At 70.7% G+C, this 17,620-nt stretch carries 17 protein-coding genes and 1 pseudogene; 10 read left to right on the top strand and 8 right to left on the bottom strand.

Features of this window, described 5'->3' with window-relative positions:
* Positions 1-98: 98 nt before the first annotated feature.
* Genes P3102_RS23535 through P3102_RS23525 form a run of 3 tightly spaced genes read left to right on the top strand, consistent with a single transcriptional unit; the run spans position 99 to position 4,827 of the window.
* The gene (locus P3102_RS23535) at positions 99-1,265 is read left to right on the top strand and encodes a histidine kinase (RefSeq protein WP_276361810.1); all 1,167 of its coding nucleotides are present in this window, start codon (positions 99-101) and stop codon (positions 1,263-1,265) included.
* Positions 1,262-1,924, top strand: coding sequence for a response regulator transcription factor (locus tag P3102_RS23530; RefSeq protein WP_276361808.1), 663 nt, complete (start codon positions 1,262-1,264; stop codon positions 1,922-1,924). The genes P3102_RS23535 and P3102_RS23530 overlap by 4 nt, the downstream gene beginning before the upstream one ends.
* A 20-nt stretch (positions 1,925-1,944) precedes the next feature.
* The gene (locus P3102_RS23525; RefSeq protein ID WP_276361807.1) at positions 1,945-4,827 is read left to right on the top strand and encodes a BTAD domain-containing putative transcriptional regulator; all 2,883 of its coding nucleotides are present in this window, start codon (positions 1,945-1,947) and stop codon (positions 4,825-4,827) included.
* On the opposite strand, the gene P3102_RS23520 is transcribed toward P3102_RS23525, so the two are convergent.
* The 3 genes from P3102_RS23520 to P3102_RS23510 form a co-directional block, all read right to left on the bottom strand.
* On the bottom strand, positions 4,799-5,239 hold the full coding sequence (locus P3102_RS23520) for a hypothetical protein (protein ID WP_276361805.1): 441 nt from the start codon (positions 5,237-5,239) through the stop codon (positions 4,799-4,801). The genes P3102_RS23525 and P3102_RS23520 overlap by 29 nt on opposite strands.
* Positions 5,240-5,356: 117 nt before the next feature.
* Positions 5,357-7,780 (bottom strand): FtsX-like permease family protein, encoded by a 2,424-nt coding sequence (locus P3102_RS23515; RefSeq protein WP_276361804.1) that lies wholly within the window; start codon positions 7,778-7,780, stop codon positions 5,357-5,359.
* Complete coding sequence (locus P3102_RS23510; RefSeq protein ID WP_276371314.1) at positions 7,780-8,508, bottom strand: ABC transporter ATP-binding protein; 729 nt, start codon at positions 8,506-8,508, stop codon at positions 7,780-7,782. The genes P3102_RS23515 and P3102_RS23510 overlap by 1 nt, the downstream gene beginning before the upstream one ends.
* Positions 8,509-8,609: 101 nt before the next feature.
* Here P3102_RS23510 and P3102_RS23505 point away from each other — a divergent pair, with 101 nt between their 5' ends.
* The 5 genes from P3102_RS23505 (at position 8,610) to P3102_RS23485 (ending at position 12,735) form a co-directional block, all read left to right on the top strand.
* Positions 8,610-9,281 carry a response regulator transcription factor gene (locus P3102_RS23505; protein WP_276361802.1) on the top strand — a complete coding sequence of 224 codons (672 nt, stop codon included), beginning with the start codon at positions 8,610-8,612 and terminating at the stop codon, positions 9,279-9,281.
* Positions 9,278-10,648: an ATP-binding protein gene (locus tag P3102_RS23500; protein ID WP_276361801.1), complete on the top strand. Its 1,371-nt coding sequence runs from the start codon at positions 9,278-9,280 to the stop codon at positions 10,646-10,648. The genes P3102_RS23505 and P3102_RS23500 overlap by 4 nt, the downstream gene beginning before the upstream one ends.
* 326 nt (positions 10,649-10,974) lie before the next feature.
* Positions 10,975-11,445 carry a methyltransferase domain-containing protein gene (locus P3102_RS23495; protein ID WP_276361799.1) on the top strand — a complete coding sequence of 157 codons (471 nt, stop codon included), beginning with the start codon at positions 10,975-10,977 and terminating at the stop codon, positions 11,443-11,445.
* 115 nt (positions 11,446-11,560) lie between these two features.
* Complete coding sequence (locus tag P3102_RS23490; RefSeq protein ID WP_276361798.1) at positions 11,561-12,172, top strand: TetR/AcrR family transcriptional regulator; 612 nt, start codon at positions 11,561-11,563, stop codon at positions 12,170-12,172.
* A gap of 101 nt (positions 12,173-12,273) precedes the next feature.
* A complete protein-coding gene (locus tag P3102_RS23485) occupies positions 12,274-12,735 on the top strand; it encodes an ATP-binding protein (RefSeq protein ID WP_276361796.1) in 462 nt (153 codons plus the stop codon).
* 133 nt (positions 12,736-12,868) lie between these two features.
* Here the strand turns inward: P3102_RS23485 and P3102_RS23480 are convergent, their stop codons facing one another.
* Positions 12,869-13,471 (bottom strand): TetR/AcrR family transcriptional regulator, encoded by a 603-nt coding sequence (locus P3102_RS23480; protein ID WP_276371312.1) that lies wholly within the window; start codon positions 13,469-13,471, stop codon positions 12,869-12,871.
* 88 nt (positions 13,472-13,559) lie between these two features.
* On the opposite strand from P3102_RS23480, the gene P3102_RS23475 reads away from it, so the two are divergent.
* Positions 13,560-14,609: an NAD(P)-dependent alcohol dehydrogenase gene (locus P3102_RS23475; protein WP_276361795.1), complete on the top strand. Its 1,050-nt coding sequence runs from the start codon at positions 13,560-13,562 to the stop codon at positions 14,607-14,609.
* A 48-nt stretch (positions 14,610-14,657) separates the two neighbouring features.
* On the opposite strand, the gene P3102_RS23470 is transcribed toward P3102_RS23475, so the two are convergent.
* The gene (locus P3102_RS23470; RefSeq protein ID WP_276371311.1) at positions 14,658-15,569 is read right to left on the bottom strand and encodes a type II CAAX endopeptidase family protein; all 912 of its coding nucleotides are present in this window, start codon (positions 15,567-15,569) and stop codon (positions 14,658-14,660) included.
* A gap of 40 nt (positions 15,570-15,609) precedes the next feature.
* Complete coding sequence (locus tag P3102_RS23465) at positions 15,610-15,765, bottom strand: hypothetical protein (protein WP_276361793.1); 156 nt, start codon at positions 15,763-15,765, stop codon at positions 15,610-15,612.
* Between the two features lie 48 nt (positions 15,766-15,813).
* On the opposite strand from P3102_RS23465, the pseudogene P3102_RS23460 reads away from it, so the two are divergent.
* Positions 15,814-16,050 (top strand): annotated as a pseudogene (locus tag P3102_RS23460) (ABC transporter ATP-binding protein); the annotation flags it as partial.
* A gap of 5 nt (positions 16,051-16,055) precedes the next feature.
* Here P3102_RS23460 and P3102_RS23455 read toward each other — a convergent pair.
* Together P3102_RS23455 and P3102_RS23450 are read right to left on the bottom strand one after the other, a co-directional pair.
* Positions 16,056-16,832 carry an ABC transporter permease gene (locus P3102_RS23455; RefSeq protein ID WP_276361792.1) on the bottom strand — a complete coding sequence of 259 codons (777 nt, stop codon included), beginning with the start codon at positions 16,830-16,832 and terminating at the stop codon, positions 16,056-16,058.
* On the bottom strand, positions 16,829-17,614 hold the full coding sequence (locus P3102_RS23450) for an ATP-binding cassette domain-containing protein (protein WP_276361790.1): 786 nt from the start codon (positions 17,612-17,614) through the stop codon (positions 16,829-16,831). Before P3102_RS23450 ends, P3102_RS23455 begins: the two co-directional genes overlap by 4 nt.
* Between the last annotated feature and the right edge of the window lie 6 nt (positions 17,615-17,620).

Here is a 17,620-nt window from a genome sequence, read left to right as displayed (position 1 = left end):
TTCATCGGTCCGTGCTCCTCCCGCCTCCTACCGTGGGCGGAGACGGTTGCCGCCCGCCGCACGATGACGCGCTCACCGGGACTTCCTAGGCTGATGCCGTGCTGAGGATCTTGCGGGACCGGTTCCGGGCACGGGTGCAGGTGAGCCTCACCCGTGCCGGACTGACCCTGCCGTGGTGGGGGGCGCTGTGCGCCAGTGCGGTGAGTTTCGCGTTCACCGCGGTCGCGCTGGTGCAGCGGGACGCGCTGCTGCCCCCCGAGCCGATCGCGCTGGCAGGCCTGATCGTGATCGCGCCGTCGGTGATCTGGACGGTCACGAACTGGATCATGCCGTGGGCGCGGATGACGGCGCTGATCCTCGCCTCCTCGGTGCTGCTCCTCGAGCCCGTTCTCCCGGATTTCGCGCCGTTGCTGCTGCTGGTCGCGGCCACCGAAGCGGGCAGTGTCCTGCGGACGACGTGGGGAATCGCCCTCGTCACGGCCGCGGGTGAGGCGGTCCTGGTGGTGGCCGGGGTCTGGGGCGGGCTGATCGGCGGGCCGGTGTACATGGTCGCCATCCTGCTCGGCCTCAGCGGCGGGCTCATGGTCCGCTGGTACACCAGGGTGCTCGACGCCGAACGAGGCAGCCGGGACGCCTCCCGTGACAAGGCCCTGCTCGCCGAACGCCAGCGGATCGCGCGCGAGGTGCACGACGTCGTCGGCCATTCGCTCAGCATCACGCTGCTGCACCTGACCGGGGCCCGGCACGCCTTGCAGCAGGACCGCGACGTCGACGAGGCGATCGAAGCGCTCACCGAGGCCGAACAGGTGGGACGGGCCGCGATGGCCGACATCCGCCGCACGGTCGGCCTGCTCGCCGACTCTCCGTCGGGCAGCGCCCCGCTGCCGGGCGTGGAGGACATCGCGACGCTGGTGGAACGCACCCGCAGTGCCGGACTCGCGGTGCGCTACACACAGGAAGGCGATCCCGGCCGGGTAGGCGCCTCGGAAGGATTGGGTCTCTACCGGATCGTGCAGGAATCACTGGTCAACGTCGTCAAGCACGCCCCCGGAGCGACCGCCGAGGTCCGGCTGAACGCCGGCCGGTCCGGGATGAAGCTCATCGTCAGCAACCCGCTGCCCGCGAACGTCCGGCGCTCGGCCGAGGATGGTTCGGGACTGGCGGGCATGGCCGTCCGCGCGGCCCAGTTCGGCGCCGAACTCAGCGCCGGGCCCAGCGGCAGGCAGTGGATCGTGCAGGTCACCGTGCCGGGAGCCAACCCGTGACCGCCGCCGAGATCCAGGTGCTGCTGGTCGACGACCAGGAGCTGGTCCGCTCCGGGCTGCGGCGCATCCTGCGGCGTCGCGACGGATTCGTCATCGCGGGGGAATGCGGCGACGGTTCGGAAGTGGCCGCGGCGCTGGCCGCGCACGAGGTCGACGTCATCGTGATGGACCTGCGGATGAAGAACGTCGGCGGCGTCGAGGCGACCAGGCGGCTGCGGGGGTCCGGCGGTCGTCCGCCCGTGCTCGCGCTGACCACGTTCGACGACGACGACCTCTTGGCCGACGCGCTGCGGGCGGGCGCCGCCGGCTACGTCCTCAAGGATTCCCCGGCCGAGGACCTGATCCGGGCCGTGCGAGCGGTCGCCGGGGGTGCCGCCTGGCTCGACCCCGGCGTCACCGGCCGGGTGCTCGCCGCGTACCGGCAGGCCGCCGGGAACGGCAGCGGGGGACGGTCGCCGGAACTGCTGACACCGAGGGAGCAGGACGTGCTCCGGGCGATCGGCCGCGGGCTGACCAACGCCGAGATCGCCGCGGCCCTCGTCATTTCGGAGGTGACCGTGAAAAGCCATATCGGCCGGATCTTCACCAAACTCCAGCTGCGGGACCGGGCGGCGGCGATCGTCTACGCGTTCGACCACGGGATCGTGGTGCCGGGCTGATGCACGACGATGGGGGGACAATGCCGGACTCGCGACTTCGCCTCGAACTACTCGGCCCGTTGCGGGCCTGGCACGGGGAGACCCGGCTGGACCTGGGTCCGGTCCGGCAGCAGGCCGTGCTGGCCGCGTTGCTGCTGCGCCCGGACGTGACCGTCAGCCACCACGAACTCACCGACGGGCTCTGGGAAAAACCGCCGGAATCCAATGTGCTGCCGGTGTACGTCCGGCGGCTGCGGCAATGCCTGGACAGCTCCGGGCAGAAGCCGCGGGACTCGGTGATCGTGTCCGATCGCGGCGGCTACCGGTTCGCCAGCGGCGGGGTGCGCCTCGACGTGGCACGGCTGGAGGAGATCGCCGTCGTCGCGGCCGCCGCCGAGGAGGCGGGCGACCTCGTCACCGCGGTGGACACCTTCGCCGACGCGCTCCGGCTGTTCCACGGCGAGCCGCTGACGGGGCTGCCCGGTGCGTTCGTCCATGGCGAGCGGCGACGGCTGGAAGAACGCAAACTTCTGCTGCTACGCCGGAAACTGCGGGCCCAGCTGAAACTCGGGCGGTTCGACGAGGTGATCGGCGAGCTGTCGGCGCTGGTGCCGGCCGATCCGCCGAGCGAGCCACTGGCCGCGTTGCTGATGCGGGCGCTCTACGGCGGCGGGCGGCAGGCGGAGGCGCTGGAGGTGTTCACCGACGTCCGCGAGCGGCTGATCGAGCAGCTCGGCGTCGAGCCGGGGGAGGAACTGCGGCAGGTGCAGGAAGCGGTGCTGCGCGGGGACGAGACGCTGCTCGGGGTCGCGCCGCGCCGCGAGCCGTCCCGCCGGATCCGGAACGAACTGCCCGCCACCAACGGCGAACTCGTCGGCAGGGACCGGGAACTCACGCTCCTTGTCGAGGACGGTGATCCGGAGTCGGTCTCGGTCGACGCCGTGGACGGCGTTCCCGGCGCGGGCAAGACCACGCTCGCGGTGCGCGCGGCCCACCGGCTCCGGGAGTCCTGTCCGGACGGTGCCTTGTTCGTGGATCTCCACGGCCACACCGAAGGCCGCGAACCGGTCAAGCCCGAGCGCGCGCTGCGGCGGCTGCTGCGCGCGGTCGGTGTCGAAGACGGCGCCATGCCGGACGATCTCGACGAACTGGCCGCTTCGTGGCGGGCGGCGACCGCGCAGCTGAAGTTGCTGCTGGTGCTCGACAACGCCGAATCCGCCGGGCAGGTGCGGCCACTGCTGCCGTCCGGGCCGGGCAGCCGTGTGCTGGTGACCAGCCGGCGCCGGCTGTCCGGGTTGGACGCCGACCGCCGCGTTTCCCTCGGCGCGCTGGGCCTCGAAGCGGCGGAAAAGCTGCTCGGCCGGATCGTGGGGGCGCCGAGGGCCGAGGGCGAACGGTTCGCCGTGCGCGCGCTCGCCGGACTGTGCGGACGGCTCCCGCTCGCGTTGCGGATCGCGGGCGCCCGGTTGCAGAACCGTCCGATGTGGACGTTCAAGGACCTGGTGGACCGGATGTCGGACGACGAGCGCAGGCTCGGCGAGCTGACCGCCGAGGACCGCAGCGTCGAGGTGGCGCTGCGCCTGTCCTACGAGCAGCTTCGCCCGGCCGAGCAGAACGCGTTCACGGTGCTCGGCCTGTCCCCGACGACCGAGTTCGACCGGCTTTCGGTCGCCGCGCTGCTGGGCTCCTCACCCGCCGAAGCCGAGCGGGAGCTGGAAAGCCTGGTCGACGCCAGCCTCGTGCAGGAACCGGCGAGCGGTCGGTACCGGTTGCACGACCTGGTGGCGGTCTACGCGCGGCATCTCGCCGGCGAAATGCCGGAAGACGTCGCCGACGCGGCGCGGAAACGGGTGCACGGCTTGTATCTCGGCGCCGCTCGCCGGGCGAGCGAATGGGGTGTCGCGCGATTCCCGGTGGAATCCGGCGGAGCGTTCACCGGGCAACGGGACGCTTCCGCCTGGCTCGACGCCGTCGGTGACCTGCCGGAGGTGGTGTCCCAAGCGGCCGAAGCCGGACTGGACGGCCTGGCCTGCTCGATCGCCGAGGCGCTGGTCGACTACCTCGCGCGCCAGCAGCGGTACCACGAATGCCGGACGGCGCTGCAGATCGCGCTGCCATTGGCGGAACAGGCCGAAGACGAACGTCTCGTCTCTTCGCTGCGTTTCTGCCTCGGCTACGCCTACGCCATGCAAGGGCAGCTGGACCGGGCGCGCGGCTGGTTCGACGACGCGCTGCGGGCGGGCCGGTCGTCCGGTGACCGCGGGGTGGAGGCGCGGGCGCTCGGCGGGCTCACCATGGTGGATCTGATCGCGGGACGGCACGAGCTCGCGATCCCGGGTATGCGGCGGGTGATGGTCCTGGCCGACGAGGTGGGGGACCGCTGGCTGGCCGAGCGGTCGTTGTCCGCGCTGGGCTATCTCGCCTACCTGCAAGGCGAGCACGAGGAAGCACTCGGCCACCTCGGCCGTGCCCGTGAGCTGAGCGAGGAGATCGGCAGCCCCGGCATGCTGGCCAGAGTGCTGTGCCACAGCGGAACCGTCCGGCTGGAGACCGGCAGTTTCGCCGAAGCCGCGCTGGACCTCCGGCGGTCCGTCGAACTCGCCGAGGAGACCGCGGACGGCCTGCTGACCGCGACCGCGCTCGCCCGCCTTGGCGCCGCGGAACTGGAACTGGGGAACCTCGACGCGGCGTTCGACCTCCAGCGGCGGGCGCTGACGGCGGTCACCGAGGAGACCATCGCCGGGATGGAGTCCGAGATCCGCAACCGGCTCGGCCGCACCCATCTCGCCGCGGGTGATCCGGTGACGGCGAGGGAACATTTCGAGTGGGTGCTCACGACGATCGGCTCCGACGGCGATTCCGTGCAACGCACCCTCGCGCTCGAAGGCCTGGACCTCACCAGACAGTCGGCACGCCGGCGTTGACGATCGTGAAGCGGTGCCCCGCCATGCTCGTCCGCCAGCGCAGGAAGCAGGCGTCGGCGGCATCGGCCAAGTGCGCTCCGGCGCGGACCTCGTGGACGGCGTAAGCCCACTCCGCGGCGTCGCACAGCACCAATTCCCTCGGTGCCCCGCGCTTGCGGAGCACCGAGGAGCACAGGGCGCCGCGCCTGCCGACGTCGCCGTCCACGAGGCGGCGGTGGAGGTCCTCGACGGCGTGGGCGGCGGTCTCGAACACCGTCCATCGGTACTTCGGCGACGGACGGCCGCCGGCCCACGGCAAGGAGAACGCCGCCCAGCTCCAGCCGGGTCCGACGGCCCCGTCCCGCTCGCCGGGACTCGGCGCGTCGTCCCAGGGCAGCACTGTGTTGTACGGGGTCCGGCTCGCGGGGCTCATGCACGTCTCCTCGTGGGGCCACCGGCCCGCGGGTGCGGCCGTGCCCGGAACCGTAGGACGGAGCCATGAAATCCCCATGAAACGCCGCGGGACGGGGTTCTGGCCGGTCATCGAGCGTCACTCGGCCGAAAGACCCGCCACGAGCCCTTGCCGTCCGGCCCGCCGCGCCGGGACCAAGGCCGCCAGGGGAGCCGCGACCAGGGCCGCCGCCACCAGCACCCCCAGTCGCGCCCAAGGCGGCGCGAACACGATCGGTTCACCGCCGCCCGCCGCCACTTCCGTGATCAGCCACGCGGAGGCGATCCCCACCGACAGACCGCACGCGGCACCGAGGACGGCGACGAACACCGCCTCCGCGGTCAGCGCGGCGCCGAGCCCGCCACGGGTGAGACCGAGCGCGCGCAGCAGCGCCGATTCCCGCGTCCGCTCCAGAACGGACAGCGAAAGCGTGTTCGTGATCCCGGCGAAAGCGATCAGCACCGCCAGCCCCGTCAGCGCCCACATGAGGTTCAAGGTCGCCCGCAGCGGCGCGGCCTCCTCTTCCTTGATCTCGCCGGCACTGCTCAATTTCGCGAGTGGTGTCGCGGAGAGCGCCCGCTCCAGCGCAGGCCGCGTCCGTTCGGGATCGGCGGCCTTGACGAGCACGCTCCCGTCGTAGCTCTCCCCGGCCGGGTCGAGCCTCCGCTGCTCCGTGACGTCGACCAGCGCGAACCCCACATCGACTCCCGGCCCGTCCACGGCGTCGTAGACCCCCACCACGCGCAGGGACCGAACGGTGCCGCCGACGGCGAGCCCGGTCTGATCGGCGAGATCCTTGCTGATGGCGATCTCGCCGGGGCCCAACCGGCCGAGACGACCGGAGAGCACCGTGGGGCGCAGGAGGTCGCCGCTGACGGCGGTCAGCTGGTAGTCGCCGTATTCGCCCAGGTCGCCCGAGAACGACCGGCGGGTCGCGGTGGCGGTGACGCCGGGCACGGTCGCGAGGGTGTCCACGAGTGTCGCGGGGAGGGGCCGGGTCATGATCACCGAGGTGACGGCGAAGTCGGCGGCCAGTTGCTCGTCCAGCCCTCGGCCGCGGCCCGCTTCGACCCCGGCCGCCAGGGTGGTCGCGAGCGTGACGACGGCGAGGCCGATGGTGAGGGCGGCGGCGCTGGCGGCGGTGCGGTTCGGGTCGCGGTCGGCGTTGAGGGCGCCCAGTTCGGCGGCCCGCCCTGGCACGAGCCTGCCGAGCGTCCTGACGACCGGACCCGCGATCAGCGGCCCGGCGGCGAGTGCCGCGCCGAGCAGCGCGGCCATCGCCGGCACGGCGAGCGCGGCACCACCATCCACTGAGGACCGAAGGGCCAGCGCGCCCGCGCCGGTGGCGACCGCGAGGAGCAACGCCGCCACGATCGCGCGCGGCCGGCCGGCACGCGTGGATCCGGCCGGCGTCCGAAGCGCTTCGACCGGCGCGACCCGCGTCGCCGCCCATGCCGGGATCGCCGCCGCGAGCGAGGTCACTCCGATTCCGACGGCCAGCGCGGCGGCCACCGTCCGCGCGGTCAAGGGGAGATGGATGGTCTGCTGTCCCGCGACGGCCTGCAACGCGGCGGCGGCACCGACGCCACCGAAGAGCCCCGCCACGGAGGCGACCGCGCCCACCACCGCCGCTTCGGCCAGCACACCGCCGAAGAGCTGCCGTTTCCCGGCCCCGACACAGCGCAGCAACGCCAGCTCGCGTGCCCGCTGGGTCACGAGAACGGTGAAGGAGTTGGTGATCACCATCGCGGCCACCACCATGGCGAGCACCGCGAAGCCGACGAAGAACTTCGCCAGACCGGCGGTGTCCGGCGCGGTCTCGGCGAGCAGCCGGGCGGCGGCTTCCTTCCCGGTGACCACGGGGACACCCAAGGCCTTTTGCAGATCCGCGGCCAGTCGTGCCTGGCCGACGCCGGGTGCGGCGCGCACGACGATCTCGCCGAACGTCGCCGCCGGATTCAGCCGGTGCACCATTTCCTGCGACACCAGCAGGTTCGCCCCACCGAGACCGGAGTCGGCCGGGCGGCTGAACGTGCCGACCAGCGTCAGCGGGTGACGGCCGCCGGTCTCGTCCAGCACGGTCACCGGCCCGCCGAGCGGGAAGCCGTCGGCACTGGTCCGCTCCAGCGCGATTTCGCCGGAGTCGCGTGGAAAACGGCCTTCCACGAGGTCGTACGGGCGTAGTCGTTCGTCGGCGCTCAACCCGGTCGCGGCGGCGTCACGCGGCCGCCCGTCGGGTCCGATCAGGGGCGCGCTGACGGTGGTCCTGCCCTCCGCGGCGGCTGCACCCGGTACCTGCCGGGCCTTGGTGAGCGTCGTGTCGTCGAGGGCGGCCCGGTCGGCGGTGATCGACGCGTCCACACCACGTGTCTCGTAGGCCGCGGCGTCCCGCAGTCCGGCGCCGACGGAATCCGTGAGCACGAACGAGCCGGCCACGAAGGTCACGCCCAGTGTGACGGCGACGGCCGACAGCAGCAGCCGCAGCGGCCGGGCCTTGAGCCCGGCGAGCACGGTTCGCAGCATCACGCCCCCAGCCCGGCGAGCGCGCCGAGCACGGCGTCGGCGGTCGGCCGGGGGATCCGCGCGGCGATCCGGCCGTCGGCCAGCAGCACCCCGTGCTCGGTGTACGAGGCCGCCACCGGGTCGTGCGTCACCATGACCACCGTCTGGCCGAGTTCGCGGACCGAGGTCCGCAGGAAGTCGAGCACCTCGGCGCCGGACCTCGAATCCAGGCTGCCGGTGGGTTCGTCGGCGAACACGACGTCCGGTCGTCCGACGAGGGCACGGGCGCACGCGACCCGCTGCTGCTGGCCGCCGGACAGCTCGCCGGGCTTGTGCCGCAGGCGCTCCCGAAGCCCCAGGGTGCCGACGATGGTGTCGAACCACACCGGATCCGGGCGCCGTCCCGCGAGCCGGAGCCCGAGCAGGATGTTCTCTTCGGCGGTCATGGTCGGCAGGAGATTGAACGACTGGAACACGAACCCGACCCGGTCGCGGCGCAGCCTGGTCAGCTCGGCGTCGGACCGGCCGGTGAGCTCGGTCCGTCCGATGTGGACCCGGCCGGTGTCGACGGTGTCCAGTCCGGCGAGACAGTGCATGAGGGTCGATTTGCCCGACCCCGAGGGACCCATGATCGCGGTGAACCGGCCGCGCGGGAAGTCCAGTGACACGTGGTCCAGCGCCCGTACCGCGGTGTCGCCTTGGCCGTAGACCTTCACCACATCCATCGCGCCCGCCGCGGAACCGTCCATTGTGTGCATACCGGGATCATGGCCGGAGGCACCTGAACGGTTCCTGAAACAACCTGAAGAACGCTTCAGGAACCCAGGCGGTGATCTGCGAAGATCGGGTCATGCGCGTGCTCGTGGTGGAAGACGAAAGGCGGTTGGCCGAGACCCTCCAATGGGGACTCGAGGCCGACGGCTACGCGGTCGACCTCGCCCACGACGGCCTGGAAGGGCTCGAACTCGCGCAGCTGTACCCGTATCAGGTGATCATCCTGGACATCATGCTGCCGAAGCTCAACGGCTACCGTGTCTGCGCGGCACTGCGGGAGCGCGGCATCACCACGCCGATCCTCATGCTGACGGCGAAGAACGGCGAGTACGACGAAGCCGAGGCGCTCGACACCGGAGCCGACGACTACCTGAGCAAGCCGTTCTCCTACGTCGTGCTCACCGCCCGGCTGCGGGCGCTCCTGCGCCGGGGTGGGGCAGGCACGGCGGGCGTGCTGGAGTTCGGGGACCTCGTACTCGACCCGGCGAAGCGGACGTGCCGCCGGGCCGGGACGCCGGTGTCGTTGACCACCAAGGAGTTCGCGGTCCTCGAATGCCTGCTGCGCCACGGCGGGCAACTGGTGACGAAACGGGAGATCCTCGAGCAGGTCTGGGATCTGGCCTACCGGGGCGATCCCAACATCGTCGAGGTCTACGTGAGCGCGCTGCGGCGCAAACTGGACACGCCGTTCGGACGGCGCACCATCGCGACCGTGCGTGGCGCGGGGTACCGGCTGGAGGACGGATGAGCGGGTCGTGGCCTTCCTCGGTACGCCGGAGCACCGCGCTTTCGGCCGCCCTGCTCTGTGCGGTCGTGTTCGGCCTCGGCTGGCTGGGCACCCGAGAACTGCTGAGCAAGCAATTGTCGGTCAGTGCCGTGGCCGCGACACGAGTCCAGCTGGACGGCCTCGCCGACGCCTACCGTGCCGGGCAGCCACCGGCGCTCTACGGCGACGCGCTGTTCGAAGTGGTCGACGAGTCCGGCAAGGCAGTGGCGGGCAGCGAGGAACTCCGTCGCTGGGATCCCGGGTGGACGCCGCTGCCGCCCGCGCCCGCCGGGGCACCCGCGGACTGGACGATCACCACGAAGGCCACGCTCGAACCCGGTGACCATCCCCATTGGCGTGAATACCGCGAGTACACCGTGGTGGGCAAGGTGACCGACCGCGGCGGGCGCCGCTTCACCGTCCACCTGTTCGTGTCGCCGTGGGAGACGCTTCGGACGTTGGGGACCTTCGACGACACCCTGGTCTTCTTCGTCCCGCTCGCGGTGCTGATCACCGCGCTCGCCGCGTGGCTCGCGGCGGGGCGGGCACTGCGGCCGGTGGAGGCGATCCGCCGGGAACTGGCCGAGGTCAGCGGGAGCAGACTCGACCGCCGGGTGCCGGTACCACCGTCCCGTGACGAGATCGCCCGCCTGGCGACCACCATGAACGAGACCCTGGACCGGCTCCAGCAGGCTTACGACCAACAGGAACGGTTCATCGCGGACGCCAGCCACGAGCTGCGCAGCCCGCTGGCGAACCTCCGCGCCGGACTGGAGGTCGCGCTCACCCACGCCGATCGCGCCGATTGGCCCGGCGTCGCCCACCGGTCGTTGCTCGACGTCCAGCGGCTCCAGCGCATCACGGCGGACCTCCTCCAGCTTGCGGTCGACCCCGCCGGCATCCCGGAAGCCGCCGTCGACCTCGCCGACGTGGTGGGGGAGCAGGTCGCCGAACGCGCGCTCGAACCCGGCCCCGCGGTCGTGTCCGATGTGAACGGACCGGCGCCGGTGGCGGGTGAACCCGTCCAGCTGGAACGCCTGCTGCGGAACCTGCTCGACAACGCCGTGCGGCACGCGCGGTCGTCCGTCACGGTCCGGCTCCGGCGCGAGGCGGGGGAGGCGGTCCTCGAAGTCCTCGACGACGGCCCCGGCATCCCCGCCGCCGATCGCGAGCGTGTCTTCGATCGGTTCGCCCGGCTCGACGACGCTCGCGCGCGGGACGCGGGAGGTACGGGTCTCGGTCTCACACTCGCGCGGGACATCGCCGTCCGGCACGGTGGATCGCTTCGGGCGGAGGACGGCGCCTCCGGCGCGCGGCTGGTCGCCCGGCTACCGCTGAGAGTCACGTGACGCTTGACGTCAGACTCACTCCCCCCCCATATGAACACGTGTTCATGAACGCGCGTTCATGACGGAAGGGGTGCTGCTGTGTCCGGTATCGTCAACACCGCGCAGGCGGAGGCGTGGAACGGCTACGAGGGACGGCACTGGGCCGCACACGACGAGCGCTACGACGCGGTGAACGGCGGATTCAACCGGTTCCTGTTCGACGCCGCCGGAATCGGCGAGCGGGACCGGGTGCTCGACATCGGCTGCGGCAACGGGCAGGTCACCCGGCTCGCCGCCGTCCGTGCTCCGCTCGGGGGGGCGCGACCGGGATCGACCTGTCCGCGCCGATGCTCGCCACGGCACGGGCGCGCGCGGAGGCGGAAGGTGTCGCGAACGTGGTGTTCGATCAGGGCGACGCCCAGGTCTTCCCGTTCGGGGACGGGGTTTCCGACGTCGCGCTCAGCCGGTTCGCGGTGACGTTCTCCGCCGATCCGGTCGCCGCTTTCGCGAATGTCCGCCGGGCGCTGAAACCGGGCGGCAGGCTCGCTTTTCTGTGCATGACCGCGCTCGCCGGAACCGATCTCGGTACCGTTTTCGGGGCACTGGCGCCATTTCTGCCGACCCCGACCGGTGAGGACGGCACGGGACCGACGGCGTTCGCCGATCCGGCGCGGGTTCGCTCGGTGCTGACCGGCGCCGCTTCCTCGATGTCGCCTGCGACCATGTCGAGGCCGACCAGATCTGGGGAGCTGACGTACCCGACGCGGCGAGGTTCATCGCGGACTGGGGTCCGGTCGAATACCACCTCGGCCAGGTGAGCGCCGAAGCGGCGAACAGTGCACGAGAAGCGCTTTCGGCCGCGCTAAAGCCTTGTGCGGGATCCGGTGGTGTCCGGCTGCGCGGCGCCGCCTGGCTGGTCAGGGCGAAATCCTGATGGCACCGAGAAAAGCGGCCGCCCTGCGCCACACGGAAGACGGCCGGAGCCTGCGCGAGCACCTGATCGGCACCGCCGCGGACCTGATCTCCGCGCACGGGACCGCGGAACTCACGGTGCGGGCGATCGCGCGTGCGGCGGGAGTCGCCGATGGCGTGCTGTACAACCATTTCGCCGACAAGGAGGAATTGCTGGCCGAAGCCTTGGCCGAACACGTGCGGAGGGCCGAAGACGGGCTCGGCGAGCTGCCCGAGCCAGGTTCGGCTACGGTCGAGGCCAATCTCCGCGCGCAGCTCACGTATGGGTTGGCTCTGCACAAGGAGATCCTGCCCGCGTTCGCCGGGCTTCTCGCTCGCCCCGTCGTGCTCGCGCGGTTCGGGGAACGGACGGGCGACGGCGAGCTCTGGCGCGATCGTCTCGCCGGATACCTGCGGGCGGAAAAGGAACTCGGCAGACTGGACGGCGATGTGGACGCGGCGGTGGCGATGCTGGTCGGCGTCTGCCACGAAACGGTGCTCTCCGCTCTGCTCCCGCACGGCCCGTCGGTGACCGTTTCGCCGGAGGTGAAAGCCGTGGTCAAGACGGTGCTGGAGGGTCTCGCGGCCCGGTGATCGGAGTGCCGGCTCCGAAACGGGTTGATCGGCGAATGTTCGGGGTAACCCGATTGTGCGACTTCAGCAGGGAGGTCGCGGGCAACGGGAAGGGTGGCTCCATGATCAGTATCGCGGAGCATCCGACGCCGGGTACCTGGATGCTCGACCTGCGCGCCACGACGCCTCGCGCCTTGCCCGACATCCGAGCATGGGTCGTCAGCTGCCTTCCCGATTTCGGGGAGGGGCATCGTGACGACGTCCTGCTGGCGGCGACCGAACTCGTCGCCAACGCCTACGTGCACGGGGGCGGGGCACGTCTCATCCAGCTTTGGCGCGGCGTGACACCGTGCGCCGTCCGCATCGAAGTCGCGGACGTCAGCGTCGAGCAACCGCGGGCGCGCCGTTCGCAGATCGAGGATTCCCGCGGGCGGGGGCTGCTCGTCGTCGACGGGGTGGCGGTGCAGTGGGGCGTCCGGCGTGAGTCGGTGCGTGGCGGGAAGATCGTGTGGGCGCACATCCGCTGCGACGGCGGCTGTCCGGAAGCGCTCCCGCGTGTGCGCGGAAGGCACTTCCCGAACTGACTCGGGCGGTGCGGCGCGCCGCCGAAATGGCAAAGTCTTCGCGACGGCCTGGGCGGATCGCCGAAGTGCTCGTATGACGGCTCGGTTCCCGCCGGGATGTGACGTCTGGCGCGATGCTCACGCGGTTCTCATGTCACCTTTTCCGGCGGCCCTCGATGGCCACGCGCGCCGCCTCGACCGACTTCCGGACGACGATTTCCTTCGAGTAGCCCTGTTTCGTGAAGACCCCGTCGAGATGGAACGTGCCGTAGCCGTGCGCCTGGGTGAACAACTGCTCCATCAGTTCGAGCCCGTCCTGCGGCCGATCGGTGACGGTGAGGCAGAGCATGACGAACTGGTCGGTCAAACGACGGGTCTGCTCGTGCAGATCGGCGTGCTCCGGTCCCTGCAGGCCGTCCGCGTAGATGACGTTCATCCCGGCCCGGTGTTCGATCAGGTACTCCGTGTACGCCCCGGCGGCCGCGGCGAGCGCGGCGACGGGCTCGCTCTCGGCCTCGACGGCGTCGCGCACCTTGCCGGCCAGCCGGCAGGCGACTTCGGTCGCGATCGCGGCCATCAGGGTTTCCTTGTCCCGGAAATGCCGGTACGGCGCGCCAGGGCTGACTTTCGCGCGCCTGGCGACCTCGGCGACGGAGAACGCGCCCAAACCCCGTTCGGCGATCAAGTCGAGCGAGACTCGTACGAGTTCGGCACGGAGGTCGCCGTGATGGTACTTGCCGCCCATGTCGTGGATCACACCGTTCCGGTCGCGGAATAGGTAAGAGCCCACTTACGCTGGTTGTAAGTGACCTCTTACATGGTCTCACTGTTTCTCGGAGGGTTTCATGACGACGACCACGCACGCCATCGCCGCGCCGTCCCCGGGCGCCGCTCTGTCGCCGACGACGATCGAGCGTCGCGACCTGCGTCCGGACGACGTGCTGATCGACATCGCGTACGCGGGGATCTGCCACAGCGACATCCACCAGGTGAAGGAGGACTGGGGCAGCGCGATCTTCCCGATGGTGCCCGGCCACGAGATCGCCGGCGTCGTCGCCGCGGTCGGCTCCGGCGTCACGAAGTACCAGGTCGGAGCTCGGGTCGGGGTCGGCTGCATGGTCGACTCCTGTGGCGAGTGCGAGTACTGCCTCGCGGGCACCGAGCAGTTCTGCCGCGAGGGCAACATCCAGACCTACAACGGAGTCGGCTTCGACGGCGAGAACACCTACGGCGGCTACAGCCGCCAGATCGTCGTGAAGGACGGCTTCGTCTGCCGGATCCCGGAAGGAATCGGCCTCGACGTCGCCGCCCCGCTGCTGTGCGCGGGCATCACCACCTACTCTCCGCTGAACCGCTGGGGCGCCGGACCGGGCAAGAAGGTCGCCGTCGTCGGTCTCGGCGGGCTCGGCCACATGGCGGTCAAGATCGCGGTCGCCATGGGCGCCGACGTCACCGTGCTCAGCCAGAGCCTGAAGAAGCAGGAGGACGGCCTGAAGCTGGGCGCGAAGGACTATTTCGCGACTGGAGACGCGTCGACCTTCCAGACGCTGCGCGGCCGCTTCGATCTGATTCTCAACACCGTTTCCGCGACGCTGCCCATCGACTCCTACCTCGGCATGCTGCGGGTCGGCGGGGCCATGGTCAACGTCGGCGCGCCCGGCGAACCGCTGTCCTACAACGCCTTCTCACTGCTCGGCGGGAACAAGGTGCTCGCCGGTTCGATGATCGGCGGCATCGCCGAGACCCAGGAGATGCTCGACTTCTGCGCCGAGCACGGCATCGGCGCCGAGATCGAGACGATCTCCGCCGACCAGGTGAACGTGGCCTACGACCGGGTCGAGAACAGCGACGTCCGCTACCGGTTCGTCATCGACGCGGCGACCATCGGCGCGTAAATCCTTGTGGCGGCCGGCCTTCCTCGCGGAGGAAGACCGGCCGTCGCTTCACATCAGCAGCAGTGGCAAGGTGTTGATCGCGGTGTGCGCGGCCACCTGAGCCCACAGGTTGCGGTAGCGCGACCACAGGTAGCCGAGGAACAACCCGTGCACCCCCTGGAAGGCGATGATCGCGCCCAGGGTCAGCGGAAGCCCGGTCCAAGGTGAGCCGGTCTGGCCGTGTGTGGGCAGATGCAGCCAGGCGAACAACAGCGACGTCAGCAGGATTCCGGGCCAACGCCCGAAAAGCGCCTCGAGCCGGCTTTGCAGCATGCCGCGGAAGAAGACCTCTTCGAGCACGTTCGCGGTGAAGAACGTCAGCGTCGCGACGACCACGAGATAGACCGGATCCGGGTAGTCGGCGGTGGTGGGGAGGGCGGCGGAAAACGGGCCCAGCACGTGGAGCCAGCCGAACGCCACCACCGCCGGGATCGGCGCGAGCCATCGCCAGCCTTCCCTCGGCCACCAGGTGGTCCGGAGCCGGAACGGATCCGGTTCCTGCCGCGACCGCAGCAGGCGCAGGGCGATCAGCGGCAGGATCAGGTACATGACCGGTTTGACGAGACCCCAAATGTCGCGGACCAGCCGAGCCTGATCTCCCACGATGGCGACGACGAACAGCGCGAGTGGCCACAGGAATGCGATGAGCGCCAAGGCGCTCGCCTGACGGCCCAGTACGCGGCGGTCGCGGACGTCGACGAGAAACGACGGAGCGCGGGGCGGTATCGCGCGGACCAGCAGGATCCCCGCCAGCGCGGGAATCACCGCGCCCCAGAGGGAAAGCCGCTTTTCCGAGTCCGTGGACGGTTTGATCGTGTCGTGCCCGGTCACCAGCAGCAGCGCGGGCACCGCGACGAAGACCAGGAGTCCGCCGATGAGGGCGACCCTGGCGACGTTCGGGCGCGCGTCGGTTTGTTCCATCACCGGGCAAGGATCTTCGAAGCGGCACGAGTCCGCGTCATCACTTCGTAGGACTCCAGTCGACCGCGATGATCTTCTCCAGGCTGCGCAGGCACAAGCCGAGCGCATCGTGCTTCGGGGCTTTCTTCTCCTGGACCATCTCCCAGGCGGTGTAGAGCAGGCTCCACAGCAGTTGCAGCAACCATTCCTTCGCCATCGCCGGTCGATCGACCCTTCGCGGTGTCCGCGTTCGATGAGCCGGAGCAGCGCGATCCACGACTGCATCCGGCGGCGGGCCCGCGAGGGCGCCGTGGTCACCGTGGCGCACCGGCTGTCCACGGTGATCGACGCGGACACCATCGTGGTGATGGAGGACGGCCGCGTGCGGGCCAGCGGCAGTCACGAGCGGCTGCTCGCCACCGACACGCTGTACCGGGAACTGGTGGAGGCGTTACGGATCGCGGGAACGGAGCCAGACGCCGAGCTCGCGCTGGGCCGGTAGCGCGCTCACCGGCCCAGCGCGCGGTACTGCCTGGCCGCGAGGGGCAGGAAGATCGCGGTGAGCGCGGCGGGCCAGAGCAGTGCCAGCGGTACCGCGTGCGTGCTCGCCCAGTCGGTCGCGCCCCAGGTGGGGTTGCCGAACAGGTCCCGGATCGCGGTCGCGGTGGCGGACAACGGATTCCAGGCGCTGACGGCACCGAGCCAGTCCGGCATGGTCGCGGGCGAGACGAACGCGCTGGAGAGGAAACCCGTGGGCCACACCAGGATCTGCACGGCGGCCGCCGACTCCGGGGTCTTCAGCAGCAGGCCGAGGTAAATACCCACCCAGATGAAGGCGAACCGCAGCCAGAGCAGCAGCCCGAACGCGGCCAGCGCCGGGAGCAGACCGCGTTCGGGCGTCCAGCCCACCAGCAGCCCGGTCAAGACCATGACGGCGAGGCCGGCGACGGCGTTGAGCAGATCGGCCGCACCGCGCCCGGCGAGGATCGCCGTCGTGGTGACCGGCATGGCACGGATTCGTTCGGTGACGCCCTTCGCGGTGTCGGTGGTGACGGCCACGACCATGGCCTCCAGTCCGAAGAGCATGGTCATCGCCAGCATCCCGGGAATCAGGAAGTCAAGGTACTGCCCGTCCGGCACGGCCATGGCACCGCCGAAGAGGTAACCGAACATCAGCACCATCAGCACCGGGAACAGGAACCCGACCAGGATCGAGCCGGGCCGCTGCCGCCAGTGCAGCAGGATCCGGCCGGTGAGCGCGGTGGCGTCCAGGATCGCGGTCATGCGGACTCCTCGGTGGTGGTGGCGTGCCCGGTGAGGTGCAGGAAGACCTCGTCCAGGGTGGGTTTGCGGGTGATGGTCTCGACCCGGTCCGGGCCGACCTTCGCCTTGAGTTCGTCGGGGGTCCCGGCGGCGACGACGCGGCCGGCGTCGATGACGGCGATCCGGTCGGCCAGTTGATCGGCTTCTTCGAGGTACTGGGTGGTCAGCAGCACCGTCGTGCCGGAGCCGACCAGATCCTTGATCGACGCCCAGACCTCGATGCGGGCGCGGGGATCCAGTCCGGTGGTCGGCTCGTCGAGGAACAGCACCGGCGGCGAGAGGATCAGGCTGGTGGCCAGGTCCAGCCGTCGTCGCATCCCGCCGGAGTAGGTCGCGACCGCTTTGCCCGCCGCATCGGACAGGTTGAACCGTTCCAGGAGTTCGTCCGCCCGGCGTTTCGCCGCGGCGAGGTTCAGGTGCGAGAGCCTGCCGAACAGTACGAGGTTCTGGCGGCCGGTGAGGATCTCGTCCACGGAGGCGTTCTGTCCTGCCAGGCCGATCCGGTAGCGCACCGCTTTGGGGTCGGTGAGCACGTCGTACCCCGCGACGCGTGCCTCACCGCCGTCCGGGCGCAACAGGGTGCACAGAATTCGCACGGCCGTGGTCTTCCCCGCTCCGTTCGGGCCGAGCAGACCGCACACCGTGCCCGCTTCGACTCGCAGGCTGAAGCCGTCCAATGCGACCTTGTCCCGATACCGCTTGCGCAGGTCGACGACTTCGAGCGCTGCTTCTTCGTATGGCATACGGAG

Source organism: Amycolatopsis sp. QT-25, assembly GCF_029369745.1.
In the GTDB taxonomy this organism is placed as follows: Bacteria; Actinomycetota; Actinomycetes; order Mycobacteriales; family Pseudonocardiaceae; genus Amycolatopsis.
This window is presented reverse-complemented; position numbering and strand designations above follow the sequence as displayed.

What these genes read in the sequence shown, in the direction of transcription:
- P3102_RS23470 (WP_276371311.1), bottom strand. Translation starts at nt 15,569, where the DNA reads ATGGAACAAACCGACGCGCGCCCGAACGTCGCCAGGGTCGCCCTCATC.
- P3102_RS23490 (WP_276361798.1), top strand. Translation starts at nt 11,561, where the DNA reads ATGGCACCGAGAAAAGCGGCCGCCCTGCGCCACACGGAAGACGGCCGG.
- P3102_RS23495 (WP_276361799.1), top strand. Translation starts at nt 10,975, where the DNA reads ATGCTCGCCACGGCACGGGCGCGCGCGGAGGCGGAAGGTGTCGCGAAC.
- P3102_RS23455 (WP_276361792.1), bottom strand. Translation starts at nt 16,832, where the DNA reads ATGACCGCGATCCTGGACGCCACCGCGCTCACCGGCCGGATCCTGCTG.
- P3102_RS23515 (WP_276361804.1), bottom strand. Translation starts at nt 7,780, where the DNA reads ATGCTGCGAACCGTGCTCGCCGGGCTCAAGGCCCGGCCGCTGCGGCTG.
- P3102_RS23510 (WP_276371314.1), bottom strand. Translation starts at nt 8,508, where the DNA reads ATGGACGGTTCCGCGGCGGGCGCGATGGATGTGGTGAAGGTCTACGGC.
- P3102_RS23475 (WP_276361795.1), top strand. Translation starts at nt 13,560, where the DNA reads ATGACGACGACCACGCACGCCATCGCCGCGCCGTCCCCGGGCGCCGCT.
- P3102_RS23500 (WP_276361801.1), top strand. Translation starts at nt 9,278, where the DNA reads ATGAGCGGGTCGTGGCCTTCCTCGGTACGCCGGAGCACCGCGCTTTCG.
- P3102_RS23525 (WP_276361807.1), top strand. Translation starts at nt 1,945, where the DNA reads ATGCCGGACTCGCGACTTCGCCTCGAACTACTCGGCCCGTTGCGGGCC.
- P3102_RS23505 (WP_276361802.1), top strand. Translation starts at nt 8,610, where the DNA reads ATGCGCGTGCTCGTGGTGGAAGACGAAAGGCGGTTGGCCGAGACCCTC.
- P3102_RS23465 (WP_276361793.1), bottom strand. Translation starts at nt 15,765, where the DNA reads ATGGCGAAGGAATGGTTGCTGCAACTGCTGTGGAGCCTGCTCTACACC.
- P3102_RS23450 (WP_276361790.1), bottom strand. Translation starts at nt 17,614, where the DNA reads ATGCCATACGAAGAAGCAGCGCTCGAAGTCGTCGACCTGCGCAAGCGG.
- P3102_RS23485 (WP_276361796.1), top strand. Translation starts at nt 12,274, where the DNA reads ATGATCAGTATCGCGGAGCATCCGACGCCGGGTACCTGGATGCTCGAC.
- P3102_RS23520 (WP_276361805.1), bottom strand. Translation starts at nt 5,239, where the DNA reads ATGAGCCCCGCGAGCCGGACCCCGTACAACACAGTGCTGCCCTGGGAC.